Below are 19,930 nucleotides of genomic sequence, written 5' to 3'. Positions count from 1 at the left end.
GGGGAATCCCTACGGTCTTTTCGTGGAGGAGCGAGCTGTTACAGGGGTTCGCCCGCGAGGTCCACCCCGGGTGCCGCATGGCGGGCGGGCTCCCGGGAGATGGCTGGCGCCCCGCGGCCGGGACGTGCCACGCCTCGTCCGGACATCGCATCACCCCTCGATCATCGCCCGGATGCGCCGGGCCAGGAGGTCGATCGGGAAGGGCTTGGTGATCATCTGCATGCCGGGCGCCAGGAACCCGGCCGTGGCGGCGTTCTCGGCGTAGCCGGTGATGAACAGCACCTTGAGGGCGGGGCGGTGCTCGCGGGCGGCGTCGGCGAGCTGGCGGCCGTTGAGGCCCGGCAGGCCGACATCGGTGACGAGGAGGTCGATGCGGCTCGCCGCCCGCAGGGCGGCGAGGCCGGACGGGCCGTCGCCGGCCTCGAGCGCCCGGTAGCCGAGGTCGCGCAGCACGTCGACGATGAGGCTGCGCACCGCCGGCTCGTCCTCCACCACCAGCACGGTCTCGCCGCTGCCCGCGACCGGGCGCGCGGCCGGGTCCGGGGACGGAGCCTCGGCCTCGGCGGGCGGGCCGGCATGACGGGGCAGAAAGAGCGCCACGGTGGTGCCGCGGCCGACCTCCGAGGCGATGATCGCGTGGCCGCCGGACTGGCGGGCAAAGCCGTAGATCATCGACAGGCCCAAGCCGGTGCCCTGGCCGATGGGCTTGGTCGTGAAGAACGGATCGAAGGCGCGGCGGGCCACCTCGGGCGGCATGCCGGTGCCGGTATCGGTGACGGCGAGGCGGATGTAGGGGCCCGGCGTCACGTCGGCGTGGGCGGCCGCGAAGATGCCGTCAAGCTCGACGTTGCGGGTCTCGATGGCGAGCCGCCCGCCGTCGGGCATCGCGTCGCGGGCGTTGATCGCGAGGTTGAGGATCGCGCTCTCGAGCTGGTTGGCATCGCACAGCGTCGGCCACAGCCCGTCGGCGAGGCGGGTCTCCAGGGCGACAGTCTCGCCCAAGGTCCGGCGGACCAGGTCCTCCAGGGAGGCGACGAGCGCGTTGGCGTCGACCGGGCGCGGGTCGAGGGGCTGGCGCCGGGCGAAGGCCAGCAGCCGGTGGGTCAGCGCCGCGGCGCGCTGGGCCGAGGTGAGCGCGGCGGTGATGTAGCGCTCGGCGACGTCGGTGCGCCCCTGCGCCAGCCGGGTCGAGAGCAGGTCGAGCGAGCCGACGATGCCGGTGAGCAGGTTGTTGAAGTCGTGGGCGATGCCCCCGGTGAGCTGGCCCACCGCCTCCATCTTCTGGGCCTGGCGGAAGGCCTCCTCTAGCTCGCGCTGCTCGGTGACGTCGCGCCCGACGGCGTGGAGATGGTCCTCGCCCGGCACCGCGGTCCAGGACAGGGTGCGGTAGGAGCCGTCGGCGTGGCGGTAGCGGTTCTCGAACAGCCGCGTCGTCTGGCCGTCCTCCAGGCGCTGGGCCTCCGCGGCGGTGCGGACGCGGTCGTCGGGGTGGACGAGGTCGAGGAACGAGCACCCGACCACCGCCTCGGCCGCCCAGCCGAGCACCGTGCGCCAGGCCGGGTTGACGGCCGTGACCGTGCCGTCGAAGCGCGCGACCAGCATCACGTCCTTCGACAGGCGCCACATCCGGTCGCGCTCGCGGGTGCGCTCGGCGACCTGGGCCTCCAGGGTCTCGTTGACCCGCCGCAGGGCGTCGGCCGCCTCGCGCCGGACGAGGGCGAGGCGCAGGTTGCTCTCGATCCGCGCCAGCAGCTCGCGGGCCGAGAACGGCTTGACGAGGTAGTCGTCGGCGCCCGCGCCCAGTCCCTCGATCCGCGCCTCCTCGCCCGCCCGGGCCGAGAGCAGGATCACCGGGATGGCCCGCAGGGCCGGATCGGCCCGCAGCGCGGCGAGGAGCCCGAACCCGTCGAGGCCCGGCATCATCACGTCGGAGACGACGACGTCGGGCGCGAGGCGTCGGGCGGCCGACAGCGCCGCGTGGCCGTCGCCCACCGCCTCGACGACGTGGCCGGCATCGCCCAGCAGGCGCCGGACGTAGGCGCGCATGTCGGCGTTGTCGTCGGCGAGAAGCACCCGACCCCTGAGGCCGGACGGGACGAGGCCGGGTTCCGGGCCGGGACCGGGTTCCTCCTCGCCGAGCCAGCGCGTCGCCTCCTCGACGAAGACCTGCGAGCGCGTGGCGGTCGAGGGGCCGGTCCGTGCGGCGCGCAGGCGGTCGGCCGGCAGGTGGGCGGCGCCGAGCGGCAGGCTCACCGTGAAGGTGCTGCCCTCGCCCGGGCGGCTTTCAACCCCGACGGTGCCGCCGTGCAGCCGGACGAGCTCCTGCACCAGGGCCAGCCCGATGCCGGACCCCTCGAAGCTGCGCCCCTGCGCGCCCTCGACCCGGTGAAAGCGCTCGAACAGCCGCGGCAGCTCGGCCTCCGGGATTCCGAGGCCGGTATCCGACACGCTCAGCACGGCCCGGCCCCCCTCCGCCCGCAGCCGCACGGCGATGCGGCCTTGAAGCGTGAACTTGAAGGCGTTGGAGACGAGGTTGAGGACGACCGTCTCCCACATCTCCGGGTCGACGAAGGCCGGCTCCGCCGCGGGCGGCCCGGGCAGGGCGGGGCAATCGACGTCGAGGACGAGGCCGGCCTTGTCGGTGGCCGAGCGGAAGCTCGAGGCGAGCTCCGCGGTGAAGCGGGGAAGGTCGAGGGGCTCGAAGGCGGCCTGGGACCGGCCGGCCTCGATGCGCGAGAAGTCGAGGAGCGCGTTGACGAGCCTGAGGAGGCGCTGGCCGTTGCGGTGGGCAAGCTCCACCAGCCGGCGAGTGTCGGGATCGAGCGCCGAGGGCGCGGAGTCCAGGACCTCGCTCAGCGGCCCGAGCATTAGCGTCAGGGGCGTGCGGAACTCGTGACTGACGTTGGAGAAGAACTCGGTCTTCTGCCGGTCGAGCGCGGCGAAGGCCTCGGCGCGCCGCCGCTCGGCCTCGTAGGCGGTGGCGGTGGCGAGCCCCGTGGCGACCTGCCCGACGAACAGCGCGAGGAAGCCGCGATAGGCCTCGTCGAAGGGCCGGTAGGGATTGAGCCCGGCGACGAACACCCCGGCCGGGCGGGCCTGGCCCTGCCGGGCGATCGGCAGCGCCAGGGCGTGGGTGGGTGGACGATCCCAGGGACCCGCCGGCAGGCCGGCGAAGAGCGGGCCGAGCTCGGCCACCGGCACCGGCCCGCCGTCGGCGCGGTCGAGGAGGCCGAGCGCCGCCGCCCCGGCCTCGCCGGCGAGCCCGACCGCCGGGTGCTCCGGCCCGAGCCCGGCCCGGGCGAGCAGGACCGGCCCCAATGCCCCCTCGCCGGCGAGATAGGCGAGCGCCACCGGCAGGTCGCGGGTGCCCTCCCCCGTCCCGTCTTCCCTCAGGCAGCCGGAGGCGACGGCGCCGACCTGCGGCACCGTGCGGGCCCCCGCCATGCCGGCCCCGAGATCGCGCAAGGAGCGCAGGCGCCGCTCGCCGATGACCCGCTCGGTCTCCTCCGAGACCACGCACAGCATGCCGGTGACGCGGCCGGCATCGTCGGCCAGCGGGCTGTACGAGAAGGTGTGGTAGCTCTCCTCGGTGAAGCCGCGCCGCTCGAGAAACAGCAGCAGATCCTCGTCCCAGGTCGCCTGGCCGGTGCTCAGCACCTGGGCGATGCGCGGGCCGATATCGGGCCAGATCTCGGCCCAGACCACGTCCGAGCGCGCGCCGAGCGCCCAGGCCTCCTTGACCCCGAGGGTGGGCTTGTAGGCGTCGTTGCAGAAGAAGGTGAGCTCGGGTCCCCACGCCATCCACATGGCGAAGCGGGAGCCGAGCATGATCCGCACCGCCGTGGTCAGCGATTGCGGCCAGCCCTCGACCGGCCCGAGCGGCGTCGCCGCCCAGTCGCGGGCACGCAGGCGCGCGCCCATCTCCCCGCCACCGGGAAACAGCGTGTCGTGCGCATGTGCCGAATTACCAGGCATGGGTATCGTCCCGCATGCCCTGGCGATGGCACGGGCGCCCTGCACTGTCAAAAACCAAACAATCGACCACCATGACCCATGTTGCCCGGCGGAACGATCGGGCGCCTCGGCCGGGGGTCCGTGCTCAGGCCGTCCGCGGCCCGGGGCCCTTCAGGGTCTCGACGATCTCGGCGACGATCGCCTGCGGGGTGGCGCCGATCGAGACCACCAGCGGGTCCTCGTCGGGCGCCGGCTCCTCGAGGGTGCGGAACTGGCTGTCGAGCAGGCTCGTCGGCATGAAGTGACCGTGGCGGGCGGCCATGCGCCGGCCGATCAGCTCCCGGTCGCCCTGGAGGTAGACGAGGCGGACATCGGGCCGGCCGCCGACCAGCACGTCGCGATAGGCGCGCTTGAGGCCCGAGCAGGTCACGACCCCGTGCCGCCCCTCGGCCCGCACCCGGTCGATCCAGGCCGCGATGGCGGCGAGCCAGGGCCAGCGGTCCTCGTCGGTGAGGGGATGGCCGGCCTGCATCTTCTCGACGTTGGCGGCGGGGTGGAAGTCGTCCCCGTCCTCGAACTCCCAGCCGAGCCGGCCGGCGAGCAGGCTCGCCACCGTGGACTTGCCGGAGCCCGACACGCCCATCACCACGACGACGGACGGGGAAGTCGCGTTTCTTGCCGCATTGTCCATCGTGGCGTGTCCTCCGATTTTTCTTTGGTGTTTTGGACCAGACGATACCGATCCTGCCGCCCACCCCCCTTTGCGGGGGGAGGGTGGTCCCTGCGTCAGCAGGGGCCGGGAGAAGGGCAGCGCGACGATGCCGGATTTGCGCCCGTCACCACGGTCGCGACCTCTCCGGAAGCGTGGCTCCCCTCTCCCGGCTCACTTCGTTCGCCACCCTCCCCCCGCAGAGGGGGGAGGGTTCACCCGCGCGAGCCCCCGAACGGAGGCCCGTCCTCACATGTGCAGCGCGCGCTTCTCGACCGCGAGCGCGGCTTCCTTTACCGCCTCGGTCAGGGTCGGGTGGGCGTGGCAGGTGCGGGCGATGTCCTCGGACGAGGCGCCGAACTCCATCGCCACCGCGACCTCCATGATGAGGTTGCCGGCGTCGGGCCCGACGATGTGGACGCCGAGTACGCGGTCGGTTCCGGCATCGGCCAGCACCTTCACGAAGCCGTCGGTGGTGTGGTTCACCTTGGCGCGGCCGTTCGCGGTGAACGGGAACTTGCCGATGTTGTAGGCGATCCCGTCCTTCTTCAGCTCCTCCTCGGACTTGCCGACCGAGGCGACCTCCGGGGTGGTGTAGACCACGTTCGGGATCACGCCGTAATTCACGTGGCCCGCCTTGCCGGCCAGGATCTCGGCGACCGCGACGCCCTCGTCCTCGGCCTTGTGGGCGAGCATCGGGCCGGCGATCACGTCGCCGATGGCGTAGATGCCGGTGACGTTGGTGGCGTAGCGGTCGTCGGTCTGGATCCGGCCCTTGTTGTCGAGCTGGACGCCGACCGTGTCGAGGCCGAGGCCCGCGGTGTAGGGCGTCCGGCCGATGGCGACGAGCACCACGTCGGCCTCCAGCGTCTCCGCCGTGCCGCCCGCGGCCGGCTCGACCGTCACCTTGGCGCCCTCGCCGGTGCGCTCGACGCCGGTGACCTTCTGCGACAGGCGGAACTCGATGCCCTGCTTGGCGAGGATGCGCTGGAACTGCTTGCCGACCTCGCCGTCCATGCCGGGCAGGATCCGGTCGAGATACTCGACCACGGTCACCTGGGCGCCGAGCCGTCGCCAGACCGAGCCGAGCTCGAGGCCGATGACGCCGGCGCCGATGACGACGAGCTTGCCCGGGACCTTCGTCAGGTCGAGGGCGCCGGTCGAGGACACCACGACCTCCTCGTCGATGGTGACGCCCGGCAGGTTGGCGACGTCCGAGCCCGTCGCGATCACGACGTTCTTGGCCTCGAGGATCTGGTTGCCGCCGTCCTCGGAGGTCACCTCGACCCGGCCGGCGCCGGCGAGACGGCCGGTGCCCTGGAACGCCTCGATGCCGTTCTTCTTGAGCAGGAACGCGACGCCCTTGGTGTTGCCGTCGACGCCGTCCTGCTTGAACGCCATCATCTTCGCCAGGTCGAGCTTGGGCTCGCCGACGGTGATGCCGAGCACCGGGAAGTGCTTGGTCGCCTCCTCGAAGGCTTCCGAGGCGTGCAGCAGGGCCTTCGAGGGGATGCAGCCGACGTTGAGGCAGGTGCCGCCGTGGGCCGGGCGCTTCTCGACCACGGCGGTCTTCAGGCCGAGCTGGGCGGCGCGCAGCGCGCAGACGTAACCGCCGGGGCCGGTGCCGATGACGACGAGATCGTAGGAGGACATGCGGGACTCGCGAGGTTGGGAGCGACCGGCCGCGGGGGTGCCGCCGCTGCGATGGATGAGAGGATGAGGGAGGCTAAGCAGACTTGCGTTGGCAGGCCAACGCTACGCCCGCTTAGGTTCTTGCTTTGTCGCAGATTGTCGGCGCCGAACCGGTAACCACTTCGGCGAAATCAGCTTAGCGGCCGCCCGAGACCGTCAGGGTCGCGCCGGTGGCGTAGGACGCCTCGTCGGAGAGGAGCCACAGCACCGCGGCGGCGATCTCGTCGGCGGTGCCGGCGCGCTTCATCGGCACCGTGGGGCCGAGCCGCGCCAGCCGGTCGGGCTGGCCGCCGCTGGCATGGATCTCGGTCTCGATCAGGCCGGGGGCGACGCCGTTGACGCGGATGCCTTCCGCGGCGACCTCGCCGGCGAGACCGGTGGTGAGGGTGTCGATGGCGCCCTTGGAGGCCGCGTAGTCGACGTACTGGTTCGGCGCGCCGAGGCGGGCGGCGACCGACGAGATGTTGACGATGACGCCGCCCTGCCCGCCGTGGCGGGTCGACATCCGCCGCACCGCCTCGCCGGCGCACAGGAACGAGCCGACGACGTTGGTGGTCATCATCCGGTGGAGACGCGCGAAGGTCATCTCGTCGACCCGGGCCGCGTGGTCGACGACGCCCGCGTTGTTCACGAGCCCGCCGAGCGTGCCCAGACCGTCGGCGGCCTCGAACAGGGCCGGGATGTCGGCCTCGACCGCGACGTCGCTGCGGACGGCGAGCGCCGTGCCGCCGAGATCCTCGATCTCCCGCACGAGCGAGTCGGCGGCGTCCTTGGCTGCGACGTAGGAGAAGCAGACCCGCCAGCCGGCCCGCGCCGCCCGTAGGGCAACGGCACGGCCGATGCCGCGGCTGCCGCCGGTGACCACCAGGACCTTGTCCGTCATCGTCGTGCTCCCCGATGTCGAGAGACCCTTCCCCCAGGCGACGAAGCTATCCGGGAGATAAAAAGGCGCGGGTTTACCCTCTCCCCGCGGGCGGGGAGAGGAGGAGACCTGTGCCACTCTCGTCACGCCAGTTTTCCGAAGGCCCCTCCCCCGGGCGGGGCAGGGGCTCCGGTTTCAAGCGGCCTTCAGAGGTCGAGCACGAGGCGCGCCGGGTCCTCCAGGGCCTCCTTGACCCGCACCAGGAAGGTCACGGCCTCCTTCCCGTCGACGATGCGGTGATCGTACGACAGGGCGAGGTACATCATCGGCCGCGCCTCGATCTTGCCGTTACGCACGACCGGACGCTCCTCGATGCGGTGCATGCCGAGGATGCCCGATTGCGGCGCGTTGAGGATCGGGGTCGACATCAGCGAGCCGTAGATGCCGCCGTTGGTGATCGTGAACGTGCCGCCCTGCATGTCCTCGATCGACAGCTTGCCGTCGCGGGCCTTGCGGCCGAAGCCGGTGATGGCCTTCTCGATGCCGGAGATCGACAGCTGGTCGGCGTCGCGCACCACCGGGACGACGAGGCCCTTGTCGGTGCCGACCGCGATGCCGACGTGGTAGTAGTTCTTGTAGACGATGTCCTGGCCGTCGATCTCGGCGTTGACCGCCGGCACGTCCTTCAGGGCGCCGATCACCGCCTTCGTGAAGAAGCCCATGAAGCCGAGCTTGGCGCCGTGCTTCTTCTCGAACACGTCCTTGTACTGCTGGCGCAGGGCCATCACCGCGCCCATGTCGACGTCGTTGAACGTCGTCAGCATCGCGGCGGTGTTCTGCGCGTCCTTGAGGCGCCGGGCGATGGTCTGGCGCAGCTTGGTCATGCGCACCCGCTCCTCGCGGGAGGCATCGTCCGGGGCGGACGGGGCGCGGGCCGCCTGGGGGGCCGCCGGGGCGGGAGCGGAGGCGCCCGACGAGATCGCCGAGAGCATGTCGCCCTTGGTGACGCGGCCGTCCTTGCCGCTGCCCTTCACGGACGACGGGTCGACGCCGGATTCCTGGGCGAGGCGGGCGACGGCCGGGCCGTTGTCGCCGGCCGAATGACCCTTCGGGGCGGCGTCGCCGTGGCTGCCATAAGAAGCCGACGACGACTTCGCGGGCGCCTCGGCGGCGGCCTTCGGGGCCTCCTTGGGGGCCTCGGCCTTGGGAGCGGCCGCGCCGTTGCCGGCGGAGGCGCCGCCCTCGACGATCGAGCCGAGGAGCGCGCCGGGCTCGACCGTCTCGCCGTCCTTGGCGACGATCTCGCCGAGCTGGCCCGAGGCCGGGGCGTTGACCTCGAGGGTGACCTTGTCGGTCTCGAGCTCGACCAGCGGCTCGTCGGCCTTCACGGTGTCGCCGGGCTTCTTGAACCAGCGGCCGATCGTGGCCTCGCTCACGGACTCGCCGAGCGTCGGGACGCGGATTTCGGTGGCCATGTCTTCCGTCAGGGTTGGGGCGGTGGGGATGCGCCCGGAAAAAACGTTAGGCGGCGCCCCTCGCGGGGCGCCGGTGAAGGGGGATCAGACCGCCAGGGCCTCGTTGAGGAAGGCCTGGAGCTGGTCGAGGTGCTTCGACATCAGGCCGACGGCGGTCGAGGCCGAGGCCGGGCGGCCGATGTAGCGCGGACGCTTGGAGGCGGAGCCGGCCTGGTTGAGGACCCACTCGAGGTAGGGCTCGACGAAGGCCCACGAGCCCATGTTCTTGGGCTCCTCCTGGCACCACACCACCTCGGCGTTGCGGAACCGGGAGATCTCGGTGGCCAGCGACTTCAGCGGGAACGGGTAGAGCTGCTCGACGCGCATCAGGTACACGTCGGAGATGCCGCGCTTCTCGCGCTCCTCGTAGAGGTCGTAATAGACCTTGCCCGAGCACAGTACGACGCGCCGGACCTTGTCGTCCTTCGACAGCTTCACGCCGTCCTGCGCCTTCTCGGCGTCGTCCCACAGCACGCGGTGGAAGGTCGAGCCCTCCGCGATGTCGGCGAGCGCCGAGACCGCCCGCTTGTGGCGCAGCAGCGACTTCGGGGTCATCAGCACCAGCGGCTTGCGGAAGTCCCGCTTCAGCTGGCGGCGCAGGATGTGGAAGTAGTTCGAGGGCGTCGTGCAGTTGGCGACCTGCATGTTGTCCTCGGCGCACATCTGCAGGTAGCGCTCGAGGCGGGCGGAGGAGTGCTCCGGACCCTGGCCCTCGTAGCCGTGCGGCAGCAGCATCACCAGGCCCGACATGCGCAGCCACTTGCGCTCACCGGACGAGATGAACTGGTCGACCACGACCTGCGCGCCGTTGGCGAAGTCGCCGAACTGCGCCTCCCACAGCACGAGGGAGTTCGGCTCGGCCAGGGTGTAGCCGTACTCGAAGCCGAGCACCGCCTCCTCCGAGAGCATCGAGTTGATGACCTCGTAGCGGCTCTGGCCGTCCTTGATGTGGTTGAGGGGCGTGTAGCGCTCCTCGTTCTCCTGGTCGATCACCACCGAGTGGCGCTGCGAGAAGGTGCCGCGCTCGACATCCTGGCCCGACAGGCGGACACGGTGGCCCTCGGTCAGCAGCGAGCCGAAGGCCAACGCCTCGGCGGTCGCCCAGTCCAGACCCTCGCCGGTCTCGATCGCCTTGGCGCGGTTGTCGAGGAAGCGCCGGATGGTGCGGTGCAGGTGGAAGTCCTGCGGCACCGTGGTGATGGCCTGCCCGATCTGCCGCAGGGTGTCGGCCGGCACGCCGGTGCGACCGCGGCGCGGGTCGTCCTCGTCCTCGCGCACCGCCTTCAGGCCCGACCAGCGGCCGTCGAGCCAGTCGGCCTTGTTGGCCTTGTAGCCGGTGGCGATGTCGAACTCGCTGTCGAGGGTGGCACGGAACTCGGCCTTGCGGTCGTCGAGCTCCTTCTGGCTCACCACGCCGGTCTCGGTCAGCCGCTTGCCGTAGGTCTCGAGCGTCGAGGGGTGCTTGCGGATGATCTGGTACATCTTCGGCTGGGTGAACGCGGGCTCGTCGCCCTCGTTGTGGCCGAAGCGGCGGTAGCAGAGCATGTCGATCACCACCGGCTTGTGGAACTTCTGCCGGTACTCGGTGGCGATCTTGGCCGCGAAGGTGACGGCCTCGGGGTCGTCGCCGTTGCAGTGGAAGATCGGCGCCTCGACCATCTTCGCCACGTCGGACGGGTAGGGCGAGGAGCGCGAGAAGCGCGGATCGGTGGTGAAGCCGATCTGGTTGTTGATGATGAAGTGGATCGAGCCGCCGGTGCGGTGGCCCTTCAGGCCCGACAGGCCGAAGCACTCCGCCACCACGCCCTGGCCCGCGAAGGCGGCGTCGCCGTGGATGAGGAGCGGCAGCACGTTGGTGCGCTGTTCGTCGCCCTGCTGGTCCTGCTTGGCGCGCACCTTGCCGAGCACCACCGGATCGACGATCTCGAGGTGCGACGGGTTGGCGGTCAGCGACAGGTGGACGGTGTTGCCGTCGAAGGCCCGGTCGCTCGAGGCGCCGAGGTGGTACTTCACGTCGCCCGAGCCCTCGACCTCCGCCGGCGAGGACGAGCCGCCCTTGAACTCGTGGAAGATCGCCCGGAACGGCTTCGACATCACGTTGGCGAGCACGTTGAGGCGGCCGCGATGCGCCATGCCCAGCACGATGTCGGTGACGCCGAGCGCGCCGCCGCGCTTGATGATCTGCTCGAGCGCCGGGACCATCGCCTCGGAGCCGTCGAGGCCGAAGCGCTTGGTGCCGGTGTACTTGAGATCAAGGAACTTCTCGAAGCCCTCGGCCTCGATCATCTTGTTGAGGATCGCCCGCCGGCCCTGCTCGGTGAACGAGATCTCCTTGTCCTTGCCCTCGATGCGCTCCTGGATCCAGGCCTTCTCCTCGGGATCGGAGATGTGCATGAACTCGACGCCGAGGGTCTGGCAGTAGGTCCGCTCCAGGATCGCGACGATCTCCCGGATGGTGCCGAACTCGAGGCCGAGCACGTTGTCGAGGAAGATCGGCCGGTCCCAATCGGACTCGGCGAAGCCGTAATGCTGCGGATGCAGCTCCTCGTGGTCGCCGCGCGGCTGGAGGCCCAGCGGATCGAGCTTGGCGTGGAGATGGCCGCGCATGCGGTAGGCGCGGATCAGCATGATCGCGCGGACCGAATCCTTGGTCGCCTGCTGCACGTCGACCGGGGCGACCGCCTGACCCTTGGCCTCCTGCTTGGCCTTGATCTTCTCGCCGACCGCCTTCTCGATCTGGGCCCAGTTGCCGTCGAGCGCCGAGACGATGTCGCCGTTGGCGGCGACCGGCCAGTTCGGCTTGGTCCAGGACGCGCCCTCCGCGTTCTTGACCACGATCGCGCTCTCCTCCTTCAGGCCGGAGAAGAAGCTGCGCCACTCGGGATCGACCGCGTTGGGATCCCGCGTGTAGGTCGCGTAGAGCTCCTCGATGTAGTCGGCGTTGCCTCCGTAGAGGAACGAGGTTCCGAGGAGGGCGTCGTTCGCGTCCTGGCGTGCCATGGCGATCTGTCTATCCGCGCTGGTCGATCGGAGCCCGGCTTCTCGCCAGCAGTTGAGGCGGGAGGATGGCGGGTGATCGACGGTGGGGGCGCCCGGTCTCACCGGACGCGAGGATGTCTTACGAACTCAAGAGAGTTGACGTTTGCTTGCGATATGGGTGCGGAACCGAGATTCCGCACGCCACGCCTGCCATGCGCGGGGCGAGGGGCCGGGGATCCGGAGACATCCCGAGCCCCCCGCGGCGCATCAGCCCTTCAGGACCTCGACCAGGGTCTTGCCGAGGCGGGCCGGCGACGGCGAGACGCGGATGCCCGCCTCCTCCATCGCGGCGATCTTGTCCTCGGCGCCGCCCTTGCCGCCCGAGATGATCGCGCCGGCGTGACCCATGCGGCGGCCGGGAGGGGCCGTGCGGCCGGCGATGAAGCCGACCATCGGCTTCTTGCGGCCGCGCTTGGCCTCGTCGCGGATGAACTGCGCCGCCTCTTCCTCGGCCGAGCCGCCGATCTCGCCGATCATCACGATCGACTCGGTCTTGTCGTCGGCGAGGAACATCTCCAGCATGTCGATGAACTCGGTACCCTTGACCGGGTCGCCGCCGATGCCGACCGCGGTGGTCTGGCCGAGGCCCTCGTTGGTGGTCTGGAACACCGCCTCGTAGGTCAGCGTGCCGGAGCGCGACACGATGCCGACCGAGCCCGGACGGAAGATGTTGGCCGGCATGATGCCGATCTTCGACTCGCCGGCGGTGACGATGCCGGGGCAGTTCGGGCCGACGAGGCGCGACTTCGAGCCCTCGAGCGAGCGCTTGACCCGCACCATGTCGAGGACCGGGATGCCTTCCGTGATGCAGACGATCAGCGGGATCTCGGCGTCGATCGCCTCGCAGATCGCGTCGGCGGCGCCCGGCGGCGGCACGTAGACCACCGAGGCGTCGGCGCCGGTGGCGTGGCGGGCCTCCTTCACGGTGTCGAACACCGGCAGGCCGAGATGGGTCGCGCCGCCCTTCCCCGGCGAGGTGCCGCCGACCATCTTGGTGCCGTAGGCGATCGCCTGCTCGGAGTGGAAGGTCCCGTTCTTGCCGGTGAAGCCCTGGCAGATGACCTTGGTGTTCTTGTCGATGAGGATGGACACGTGCGATCTCCGGAGATCTGCATTCGGGGATGGGCGGTGCGGCTCAAGGTGACCGAGCGCGGGGCACCGCCCCTGAGAAAGCTGCGCCGAGGGGGGAGCCCACGATCCGAGCCCCCGCTCACGAGAAGGGCGCCCTCGCGGGCGCCCCGCCCTCCTCAGCCCTTGCGGACCGCCGCGACGATCTTCTGCGCCGCGTCGTCGAGGTCGTCGGCCGGGATCACGTTGAGGCCCGAGGAGCGGATGATCTCCTTGCCCTTCTCGACGTTGGTGCCCTCGAGTCGCACCACCAGCGGGACCTGCAGGCCCACCGCCTTCACGGCCGCGATCACCCCGTTGGCGATCACGTCGCACTTCATGATGCCGCCGAAGATGTTGACCAGGATGCCCTTCACGTTCGGGTCGGCGGTGATGATCTTGAAGGCCGCGGTGACCTTCTCCTCCGAGGCGCCGCCGCCGACGTCGAGGAAGTTCGCCGGCTCCTCGCCGTAGAGCTTGATGATGTCGAGGGTAGCCATGGCGAGGCCGGCGCCGTTCACCATGCAGCCGATCGTGCCCTCGAGCGCGATGTAGGCGAGGTCGTACTTCGAGGCCTCGATCTCCTTCTCGTCCTCCTCGGTGACGTCGCGCAGCTGCACGATCTCCGGCTGGCGGTAGAGGCTGTTCGAGTCGAACGAGATCTTGGCGTCCAGGCACTTCAGGTGCCCGTCCTTGGTGACGATGAGCGGGTTGATCTCCAGCATGCTCATGTCCTTGGCGGTGAACGCCCGGTAGAGCTTGGTGGTGAGGTCCTCCGCCTCCTTGGCGAGCGGGCCGGTCAGCCCGAGCGCCTTGGCGACCGCGCGGCCGTGATGCGGCAGCACACCGGTGGCCGGGTCGACCGAGAAGGTGACGATCTTCTCGGGCGTGTCGTGGGCGACCTGCTCGATGTCCATGCCGCCCTCGGTCGAGACCACGAAGGCGACCTTGCCGGTCTCGCGGTCGACGAGCATCGACAGGTAGAACTCGGTCTCGATGTCGGAGCCGTCCTCGATGTAGAGGCGGTTGACCTGCTTGCCGGCCTCGCCGGTCTGCACCGTCACGAGGGTGCGGCCGAGCATCTGCTCGGAGAAGGCCTTGACCTCCTCGACCGACTTGGCGAGGCGCACGCCGCCCTTCTCGCCGGCCTCGGCCTCCTTGAACTTGCCCTTGCCGCGCCCGCCGGCATGGATCTGGGACTTCACGACCCAGAGCGGGCCGCCCAGCTCCTTGGCGGCGGCCTCGGCCTCGGAGGCCTTGAAGATGGCGCGGCCGTTCGAGACCGGCAGGCCGAACTCCTTGAGGACGGCCTTGGCTTGATACTCGTGGATGTTCATGGGGCGACAAGCTTTCTTTTCGTCAGGCGGGGGCGGGCGGGAAGGCGGCGCGGGGATCCCCCCGCGCCGCCCGTCGGGCCTTACGCCAGCGCGCCGTTGATGCCCTTGCAGGCCTCGACCAGGCCCTTGACGGAGTTGACCGACTTCTCGAACATCGCCTTCTCCTCAGCCGTGAACTCGACCTCGACGATGCGCTCGACGCCGTTCTCGCCGATCACGATCGGCACGCCGATGAACAGGCCGTCGACGCCGTACTGGCCGGTGAGGTGGGCCGCGCAGGGCAGGACCCGCTTCTTGTCCTTGAGGTAGCTCTCGGCCATCGCGATGGCCGACGCCGCCGGCGCATAGAAGGCCGAGCCGGTCTTGAGCAGGTTGACGATCTCGCCGCCGCCCTTGCGGGTCCGCTCGACCATCGCGTCGAGCTTCTCCTGGGTGGTCCAGCCCAGCTTGACGAGGTCGGGCAGCGGCACGCCGGCCACCGTCGAGTAGCGCACCAGCGGCACCATGTCGTCGCCGTGGCCGCCGAGCACGAAGGCGGTGACGTCCTCGACCGAGACCTGGAACTCCTCGGCCAGGAAGTGGCGGAAGCGGGCCGAGTCGAGCACGCCGGCCATGCCGACGATCTTCTTCGGGTCGAGGCCCGAGAACTTCTGCAGCGCCCACACCATCGCGTCGAGCGGGTTGGTGATGCAGATCACGAAGGCGTTCGGGGCGTGGGTCTTGATGCCGGTGCCGACCGCTTCCATCACCTTCAGGTTGATGCCGATCAGGTCGTCGCGGCTCATGCCGGGCTTGCGCGGCACGCCGGCGGTGACGATCACCACGTCGGCCCCGGCGATGGCGCTGTAGTCGCTCGCGCCGCTGTACTTGGCGTCGAAGCCGTCGACCGGAGCCGACTCGGCGATGTCGAGGCCCTTGCCCTGCGGCACGCCATCGGCGATGTCGAACAGCACGACGTCGCCCAGCTCCTTGAGGCCGGCGAGGTGCGCGAGCGTGCCGCCGATCTGTCCAGCGCCGATGAGCGCGATCTTCTTGCGTGCCATGTGAGAACCGATCCTTCGCGGTGTGATGGAACCGTCGGGGGCCGGGGTCCGCTCGCGAGGAGCCCGCGCCGGCGGGTGCCTCTTTGGCGAAAAAAGCCGGGGCCGACAACCCGAGGGCCCGGCGCGGGGCGCCCGGGCACGGCCGCGGCAGCGCTTCCGGGGCGTCACGCGATCCGGATTTGCATTTTATTGCAACGCACTACGACGACACCCGACCGATCATTACATTTCGGACACTTTGTCAGCGCGGCTAGAGCGTACCGAGGCGCAGGATGCGCAGCATCGCCCGGATGATCGCGCCGAGGCGGACCTCGATCAGATCGCGGGGGACCTCGGCGTCGAGCTGGATCGAGACCGGGTGCAGGAAGCGGTGGCTGGTGTCGAAGATGAAGGCGAGGCCGCGCTCGCGGTCGCGCAGCGAGAAGGTGCCGGCATTCATCCCCTCCTCGATCACCCGCTCGACGAGCTGGCGCAGGCGGCCGCGGTGGCGCCGGGCGATCGGCCGGGATTCGACGGTGGCGTCGCGATGGACCGCGAACAGATGCGGATCGCGCACCAGCACGTCGCGCTGCATCGAGGCGAGCGCCAGGAGCAGGCGCTCGAGCTTGTCGTCGGCGGGGTCGGGTGCGTCCGCGATCGCGCCGAGTTCGGCCTCGACCTCCCGCAGCCAGCGCCCCGCCACCGCGTCGACGAGCGCGGTCTTCGACGGGAAGTACCGGTAGACGTTGGCATGCGTCATGCCAGCCTCGGCGGCGACGCCCACCACCGTGACCTGGCGGTGGCCGAGCCGGCGCAGGTGGTCGGCCGCGATGGCCAGCAGCCGCGCATCCGCCGAGAGCGGCGTCGCGCGGGCGCGGGGGCCGAGCCCGGCGGAGGCAAGCCCGGCCAGGACGGGTCCGGCGGCGGAGGCCCCGACGGAGGCTTGCCCGACAGGGGCTTGCCCGTTGGAACTCTGCGCCCCGGGGAACGGTGCGTCCGTCGGATGCGGCTCGTCGCGGGGCTGGGCGCCGGGGCGGCTGCGGGGCATGGAACTCGGGAACGCTCGGGATCGGTTGGCGCGACGACCCCGACAGGTTAGCGCCCGGCCGCTCGCAGGAGAAGCCCCGCGGGACAGTCGTGAGGCCGCAGTATTATACCCGGTAGCGCCGGTGCAGGCTCGACACCACGTCCTCGGCCAATCCCAGGCGCTCGGCCAGATAGGCGAGATAGAGCTGGTTGACCCGGCGGCGCTGGTCCACGGCGAGCAGCGAGGCGACGTACGCGTAGGCGCCGAGGTCGGCGTCGAGGATCGCGTCGAGGAGATCGCCGAGCGCCAGCGGCGCGGCGAGCGCCTTGTCGAGGCGCTGGCGCTCGGCCTCCGCGGCGCTGATCCGGGTGAGCGCGTCGCGCACCGGGGCGGGATCCTGCCGGCGCCCCTGCGCCAGGAAGGCCGCCGCCATCGCCTGGATCACGAGGTCGCGCTGGGCCGGCTCCAGCACCCGGAGGTTGAGGGTGAGCGGCACCAGGGTCTGGTGGCGGTTCTGCAGGAAGGCGTGCAGCACCTTCTGGCCCAGCGCCTCGGTCACCACCGCGTCCGCCCGCCCCGCCCGCCGGTCGCGCCGCGAGGCCCGGGCCGGGGCGGTCCCCGGCTCCTCGACCTCCCCGGCCGGGTCGTCGCGCCCGAAGGCGCGGGTGAGGAAGGCGAAGCTCATGCGGGGCGGGTCCGTGACGGGCGGTCCCTCACCAACGTGCGGCGATGCGCCGGGCTCCGCGGCGGGATCAGCCGCCGACGATCGGGCGCAGGACCGGCACGTCGAAATAGATCCGCCCGAGATCGATCGCGAAATCCACGGCCTCGAGCCGCAGGACGTCGTCCGGCGCGGTGAGGACGTCGCAGACCCAGCCATCCGCCTCGCGCCGGTCATGCTCCACCCGCATCTGGTCCTGGTAGGCAAGGACGATGTGCCGGAGCGTCGGCAACGACTTGTAGAAGGACAGCTTGGGCCCGCGATCGCGGTCCATGGTGCTCGGCGACAGCACCTCGACGATGACGAGCGGGTCGGTGACGAAGGTGCGGTTCTGGCGCGGTCCGCAGCGTACGACGATGTCGGGCTTCGGCTTGTCCCGGCCGCGCCCGTCCTCGTCGCGCTGCACCCGCATCCCGCCCTGGTAGCTGCGGCAGCCGGCAGCATCCATGGCGAGCTTCAGGGGCGCGCCGATATTGCCGGCAATCTGCTCGTGGTTCTCCGTCGGGTTCGTCATCATGACGACCTCGCCGTCGACCAGCTCCCAGTCGCTCTCGTCGCGCTGCGCATCGACGAAGCGGTCGAATTCGGAGACGGTGAGCCCGTGGTGGCGACGGACGCGGTCGTCCATGGCGCGCTCCCCTGTGGCGCTTCCCGGCTGCCGCCGGAAACCTATCCGCTCGGGACGGGGGCGAGAAGGCGCCGTCCCGCGCAAACTCTTCGCCCCACCGCCCTGGGCGCGGCCGCCCGCCACCCAATCTAGGGGGGCTCGATACCCCGCAGCAGGATCATCCCCCGGCATGACACGCCCCCGATCGTCCGACCGGCAGGCCGGCGCATGACCCTCGACCAGGGCCTCGCCTTCGGCCTCATCGGCGTCACCGTCCTGCTCTTCATCTGGGGCCGGCTGCCCTACGACCTCGTGGCCCTCCTTTCTCTCGTCGCCGGGGTGGCGCTGGGACTGGTGCCGGCCTCCAAGGCCTTCGACGGCTTCGCCGACGACGTGGTGATCATCGTGGCGAGCGCGCTCGTCATCTCGTCGGCGGTGTCGCGCTCGGGCGTCGTCGAGAGCGCGATGCGCCCGCTCCTGCCCTACCTGCGAAAGCCCAGCCGGCAGGTGCCGGCGCTGGCCGGCGCCGTGATGGGCCTGTCGGTCTTCACCAAGAACATCGGCGCGCTCGCGATCTTCATGCCGGTGGCGCTCCAGCTCGGGCGCAAGACCGGCACGCCGGCCTCGCTGCTGATGATGCCGATGTCCTTCGCCTCGCTGATCGGCGGGCTCGTGACGCTCGTCGGCACCTCGACCAACATCATCGTCGCCAAGGTGCGGGCCGACGTCACCGGCCAGCCCTTCGGCATGTTCGACTTCACCCCCGTCGGACTCGGGCTCGCGGCGGCGGGCCTCGCCTTCCTGGCGGTCGGCTACCGGCTGCTGCCGCGCGACCGGCGCCCGGCGGGCTCGCTCGCCGCCTCGTTCCGGATCGAGGCCTACACGACCGAGGCCTGCCTGCCCGACGACTCGCCGCTCGTCGGCGCGACGGTCGGGGAGCTCGAGGCGCTCGGCGACTGGGACGTCACGGTGGCGACCGTGATCCGCGAGCGCTTCCGCCGCTTCGTACCGGGGCCCGACTGGCGGCTGTCCGCCGGGGACGTCCTGCTCCTCGACGGCGAGCCGGAGGACCTGGAGCGCCTGGTGGCGCGGGCGAAGCTGACGCTCGTCGGCACGCTGCCGGCGGCCGGGGAGGCGACGGTGATCGAGGCGGTGATCCCGGACGGCTCGGCCCTCGTCGGCACCACGGCGGCGGGCGCCGACCTCGCCGGGCATCACGGCACCACGCTCCTGGCGGTCAGCCGCTCGGGCGCGGCGATCACCCGGCGCATCGGCAGCGTGCGCCTGCGCGCCGGCGACGTGGTGGTGCTGCGCGCCGCCCAGGACCGGCTCGGCGACATGCTGTCGGAGTTCGGCCTGCTGCCGCTCGCCGAGCGTAAGCTGGCGCTCGGGCACAGCCGCCGCAGCTACATCCCGATCGCGGTGCTGGCCGGCGCGATGGCGCTGATCGCGCTCCACGTCGTGCCGGTGGCGATGGCCTTCTTCGGCGCCGCGGTGCTGCTGCTGGTCCTGCGCGTCATGACCATGCACGAGGCCTACGAGACGATCGAGTGGCCGGTGATCGTGCTGCTCGGTGCGCTGATCCCGGTCAGCGACGCGGTGCGCACCACCGGCGGGACCGACCTGATCGCCGGGGCCCTGTCGAACGTCATGCACACCGTGCCGCCGATGCTGGCGATCGGCCTGCTGCTGATCGCCGCGATGGCGGTGACGCCCTTCCTCAACAACGCCGCGACGGTGCTGGTGATGGGGCCGATCGGCGCCAGCCTCGCCCAGAAGCTCGGGCTCAACCCGGATCCGTTCCTGATGGCGGTGTCGGTGGGGGCGGCCTGCGACTTCCTCACCCCGATCGGCCACCAGTGCAACACCCTGGTGATGGGCCCGGGCGGCTACCGCTTCGGCGACTATGCCCGCCTCGGCCTACCGCTCTCGATCATGGTGATCGTCGTCGGCACGCTGCTGATCACGGTGTTCTGGCCGGTGGCGCCGCGCTGACGGCGAAAGCCGTTCCCTCACGGGACTGCCCCTGCGTGACACCGTGTCGCCATGCCGTCGAATCGTGTCGCCCCGGGCGGGGGGCTACACAGGCGGCATGACGGCGATCTGGTTCATCTTCGCGCTCATGACCGGCCTGGCGGTGCTCGCCCTGCTCTGGCCGATGTCGCGCCGCCCCGCCCTGGCCGTGCCGGAGGGCGAGGCGCGGATCGCCACCGAGACCGGCTTCTACCGCGACCAGCTGCGCGAGATCGACCGCGACGCCGCCCGCGGCCTGCTGGCCGCGCCGGAGGCCGAGGCCGCGAGGGCGGAGGCCGCGCGCCGGCTCCTGCGCGCCAGCCGCG

14 protein-coding genes are annotated in these 19,930 nt (G+C 71.0%); 2 read left to right on the top strand and 12 right to left on the bottom strand.

The features are described 5' to 3' along the window. Positions 1 to 150 precede the first annotated feature (150 nt). The 12 genes from HPY23_RS09765 to HPY23_RS09710 all read right to left on the bottom strand — a co-directional run bounded on the left by HPY23_RS09765 (position 151) and on the right by HPY23_RS09710 (position 17,612). Positions 151 to 3,975, bottom strand: coding sequence for an ATP-binding response regulator (locus HPY23_RS09765; RefSeq protein ID WP_091881337.1), 3,825 nt, complete (start codon positions 3,973 to 3,975; stop codon positions 151 to 153). Between the two features lie 124 nt (positions 3,976 to 4,099). Beyond that, positions 4,100 to 4,645 (bottom strand): gluconokinase, encoded by a 546-nt coding sequence (locus HPY23_RS09760; protein WP_236012943.1) that lies wholly within the window; start codon positions 4,643 to 4,645, stop codon positions 4,100 to 4,102. 267 nt (positions 4,646 to 4,912) lie between these two features. Next, on the bottom strand, positions 4,913 to 6,316 hold the full coding sequence (gene lpdA / locus HPY23_RS09755) for a dihydrolipoyl dehydrogenase (protein ID WP_091881343.1): 1,404 nt from the start codon (positions 6,314 to 6,316) through the stop codon (positions 4,913 to 4,915). A 175-nt stretch (positions 6,317 to 6,491) separates the two neighbouring features. After that, the gene (locus HPY23_RS09750) at positions 6,492 to 7,238 is read right to left on the bottom strand and encodes an SDR family oxidoreductase (RefSeq protein ID WP_060846835.1); all 747 of its coding nucleotides are present in this window, start codon (positions 7,236 to 7,238) and stop codon (positions 6,492 to 6,494) included. A gap of 185 nt (positions 7,239 to 7,423) precedes the next feature. Then, positions 7,424 to 8,692, bottom strand: a complete 1,269-nt coding sequence (gene odhB, locus HPY23_RS09745; RefSeq protein ID WP_060846836.1) for a 2-oxoglutarate dehydrogenase complex dihydrolipoyllysine-residue succinyltransferase — start codon at positions 8,690 to 8,692, stop codon at positions 7,424 to 7,426. An 84-nt stretch (positions 8,693 to 8,776) separates the two neighbouring features. Continuing rightward, on the bottom strand, positions 8,777 to 11,731 hold the full coding sequence (locus tag HPY23_RS09740; RefSeq protein WP_091881346.1) for a 2-oxoglutarate dehydrogenase E1 component: 2,955 nt from the start codon (positions 11,729 to 11,731) through the stop codon (positions 8,777 to 8,779). A gap of 246 nt (positions 11,732 to 11,977) precedes the next feature. Beyond that, complete coding sequence (gene sucD, locus HPY23_RS09735) at positions 11,978 to 12,862, bottom strand: succinate--CoA ligase subunit alpha (protein WP_060846838.1); 885 nt, start codon at positions 12,860 to 12,862, stop codon at positions 11,978 to 11,980. A gap of 155 nt (positions 12,863 to 13,017) precedes the next feature. Continuing rightward, positions 13,018 to 14,214 carry an ADP-forming succinate--CoA ligase subunit beta gene (gene sucC / locus HPY23_RS09730; protein ID WP_091750027.1) on the bottom strand — a complete coding sequence of 399 codons (1,197 nt, stop codon included), beginning with the start codon at positions 14,212 to 14,214 and terminating at the stop codon, positions 13,018 to 13,020. An 80-nt stretch (positions 14,215 to 14,294) separates the two neighbouring features. Then, entirely contained in the window at positions 14,295 to 15,257 is a 963-nt protein-coding gene (gene mdh, locus HPY23_RS09725) for a malate dehydrogenase (RefSeq protein ID WP_060846840.1), read from the bottom strand. Between the two features lie 250 nt (positions 15,258 to 15,507). Continuing rightward, on the bottom strand, positions 15,508 to 16,284 hold the full coding sequence (locus HPY23_RS09720; RefSeq protein ID WP_082742476.1) for a TetR/AcrR family transcriptional regulator: 777 nt from the start codon (positions 16,282 to 16,284) through the stop codon (positions 15,508 to 15,510). Between the two features lie 103 nt (positions 16,285 to 16,387). Then, positions 16,388 to 16,948 (bottom strand): DUF533 domain-containing protein, encoded by a 561-nt coding sequence (locus HPY23_RS09715; RefSeq protein ID WP_060846841.1) that lies wholly within the window; start codon positions 16,946 to 16,948, stop codon positions 16,388 to 16,390. Between the two features lie 67 nt (positions 16,949 to 17,015). After that, a complete protein-coding gene (locus tag HPY23_RS09710; RefSeq protein WP_091881349.1) occupies positions 17,016 to 17,612 on the bottom strand; it encodes a Uma2 family endonuclease in 597 nt (198 codons plus the stop codon). A gap of 207 nt (positions 17,613 to 17,819) precedes the next feature. On the opposite strand from HPY23_RS09710, the gene HPY23_RS09705 reads away from it, so the two are divergent. Next, positions 17,820 to 19,586, top strand: a complete 1,767-nt coding sequence (locus tag HPY23_RS09705; RefSeq protein ID WP_200602080.1) for an SLC13 family permease — start codon at positions 17,820 to 17,822, stop codon at positions 19,584 to 19,586. Between the two features lie 97 nt (positions 19,587 to 19,683). Further along, positions 19,684 to 19,930 (top strand): c-type cytochrome biogenesis protein CcmI (gene ccmI, locus HPY23_RS09700; protein ID WP_200649599.1); only part of this gene is annotated, 247 nt, incomplete at its 3' end.

Origin of the sequence: Methylobacterium ajmalii (assembly GCF_016613415.1) — a bacterium.
In the GTDB taxonomy this organism is placed as follows: Bacteria; Pseudomonadota; Alphaproteobacteria; order Rhizobiales; family Beijerinckiaceae; genus Methylobacterium; species Methylobacterium ajmalii.
Note: the sequence above shows the minus strand (reverse complement) of the source record. Positions and strands in the feature narration are given on the sequence as shown.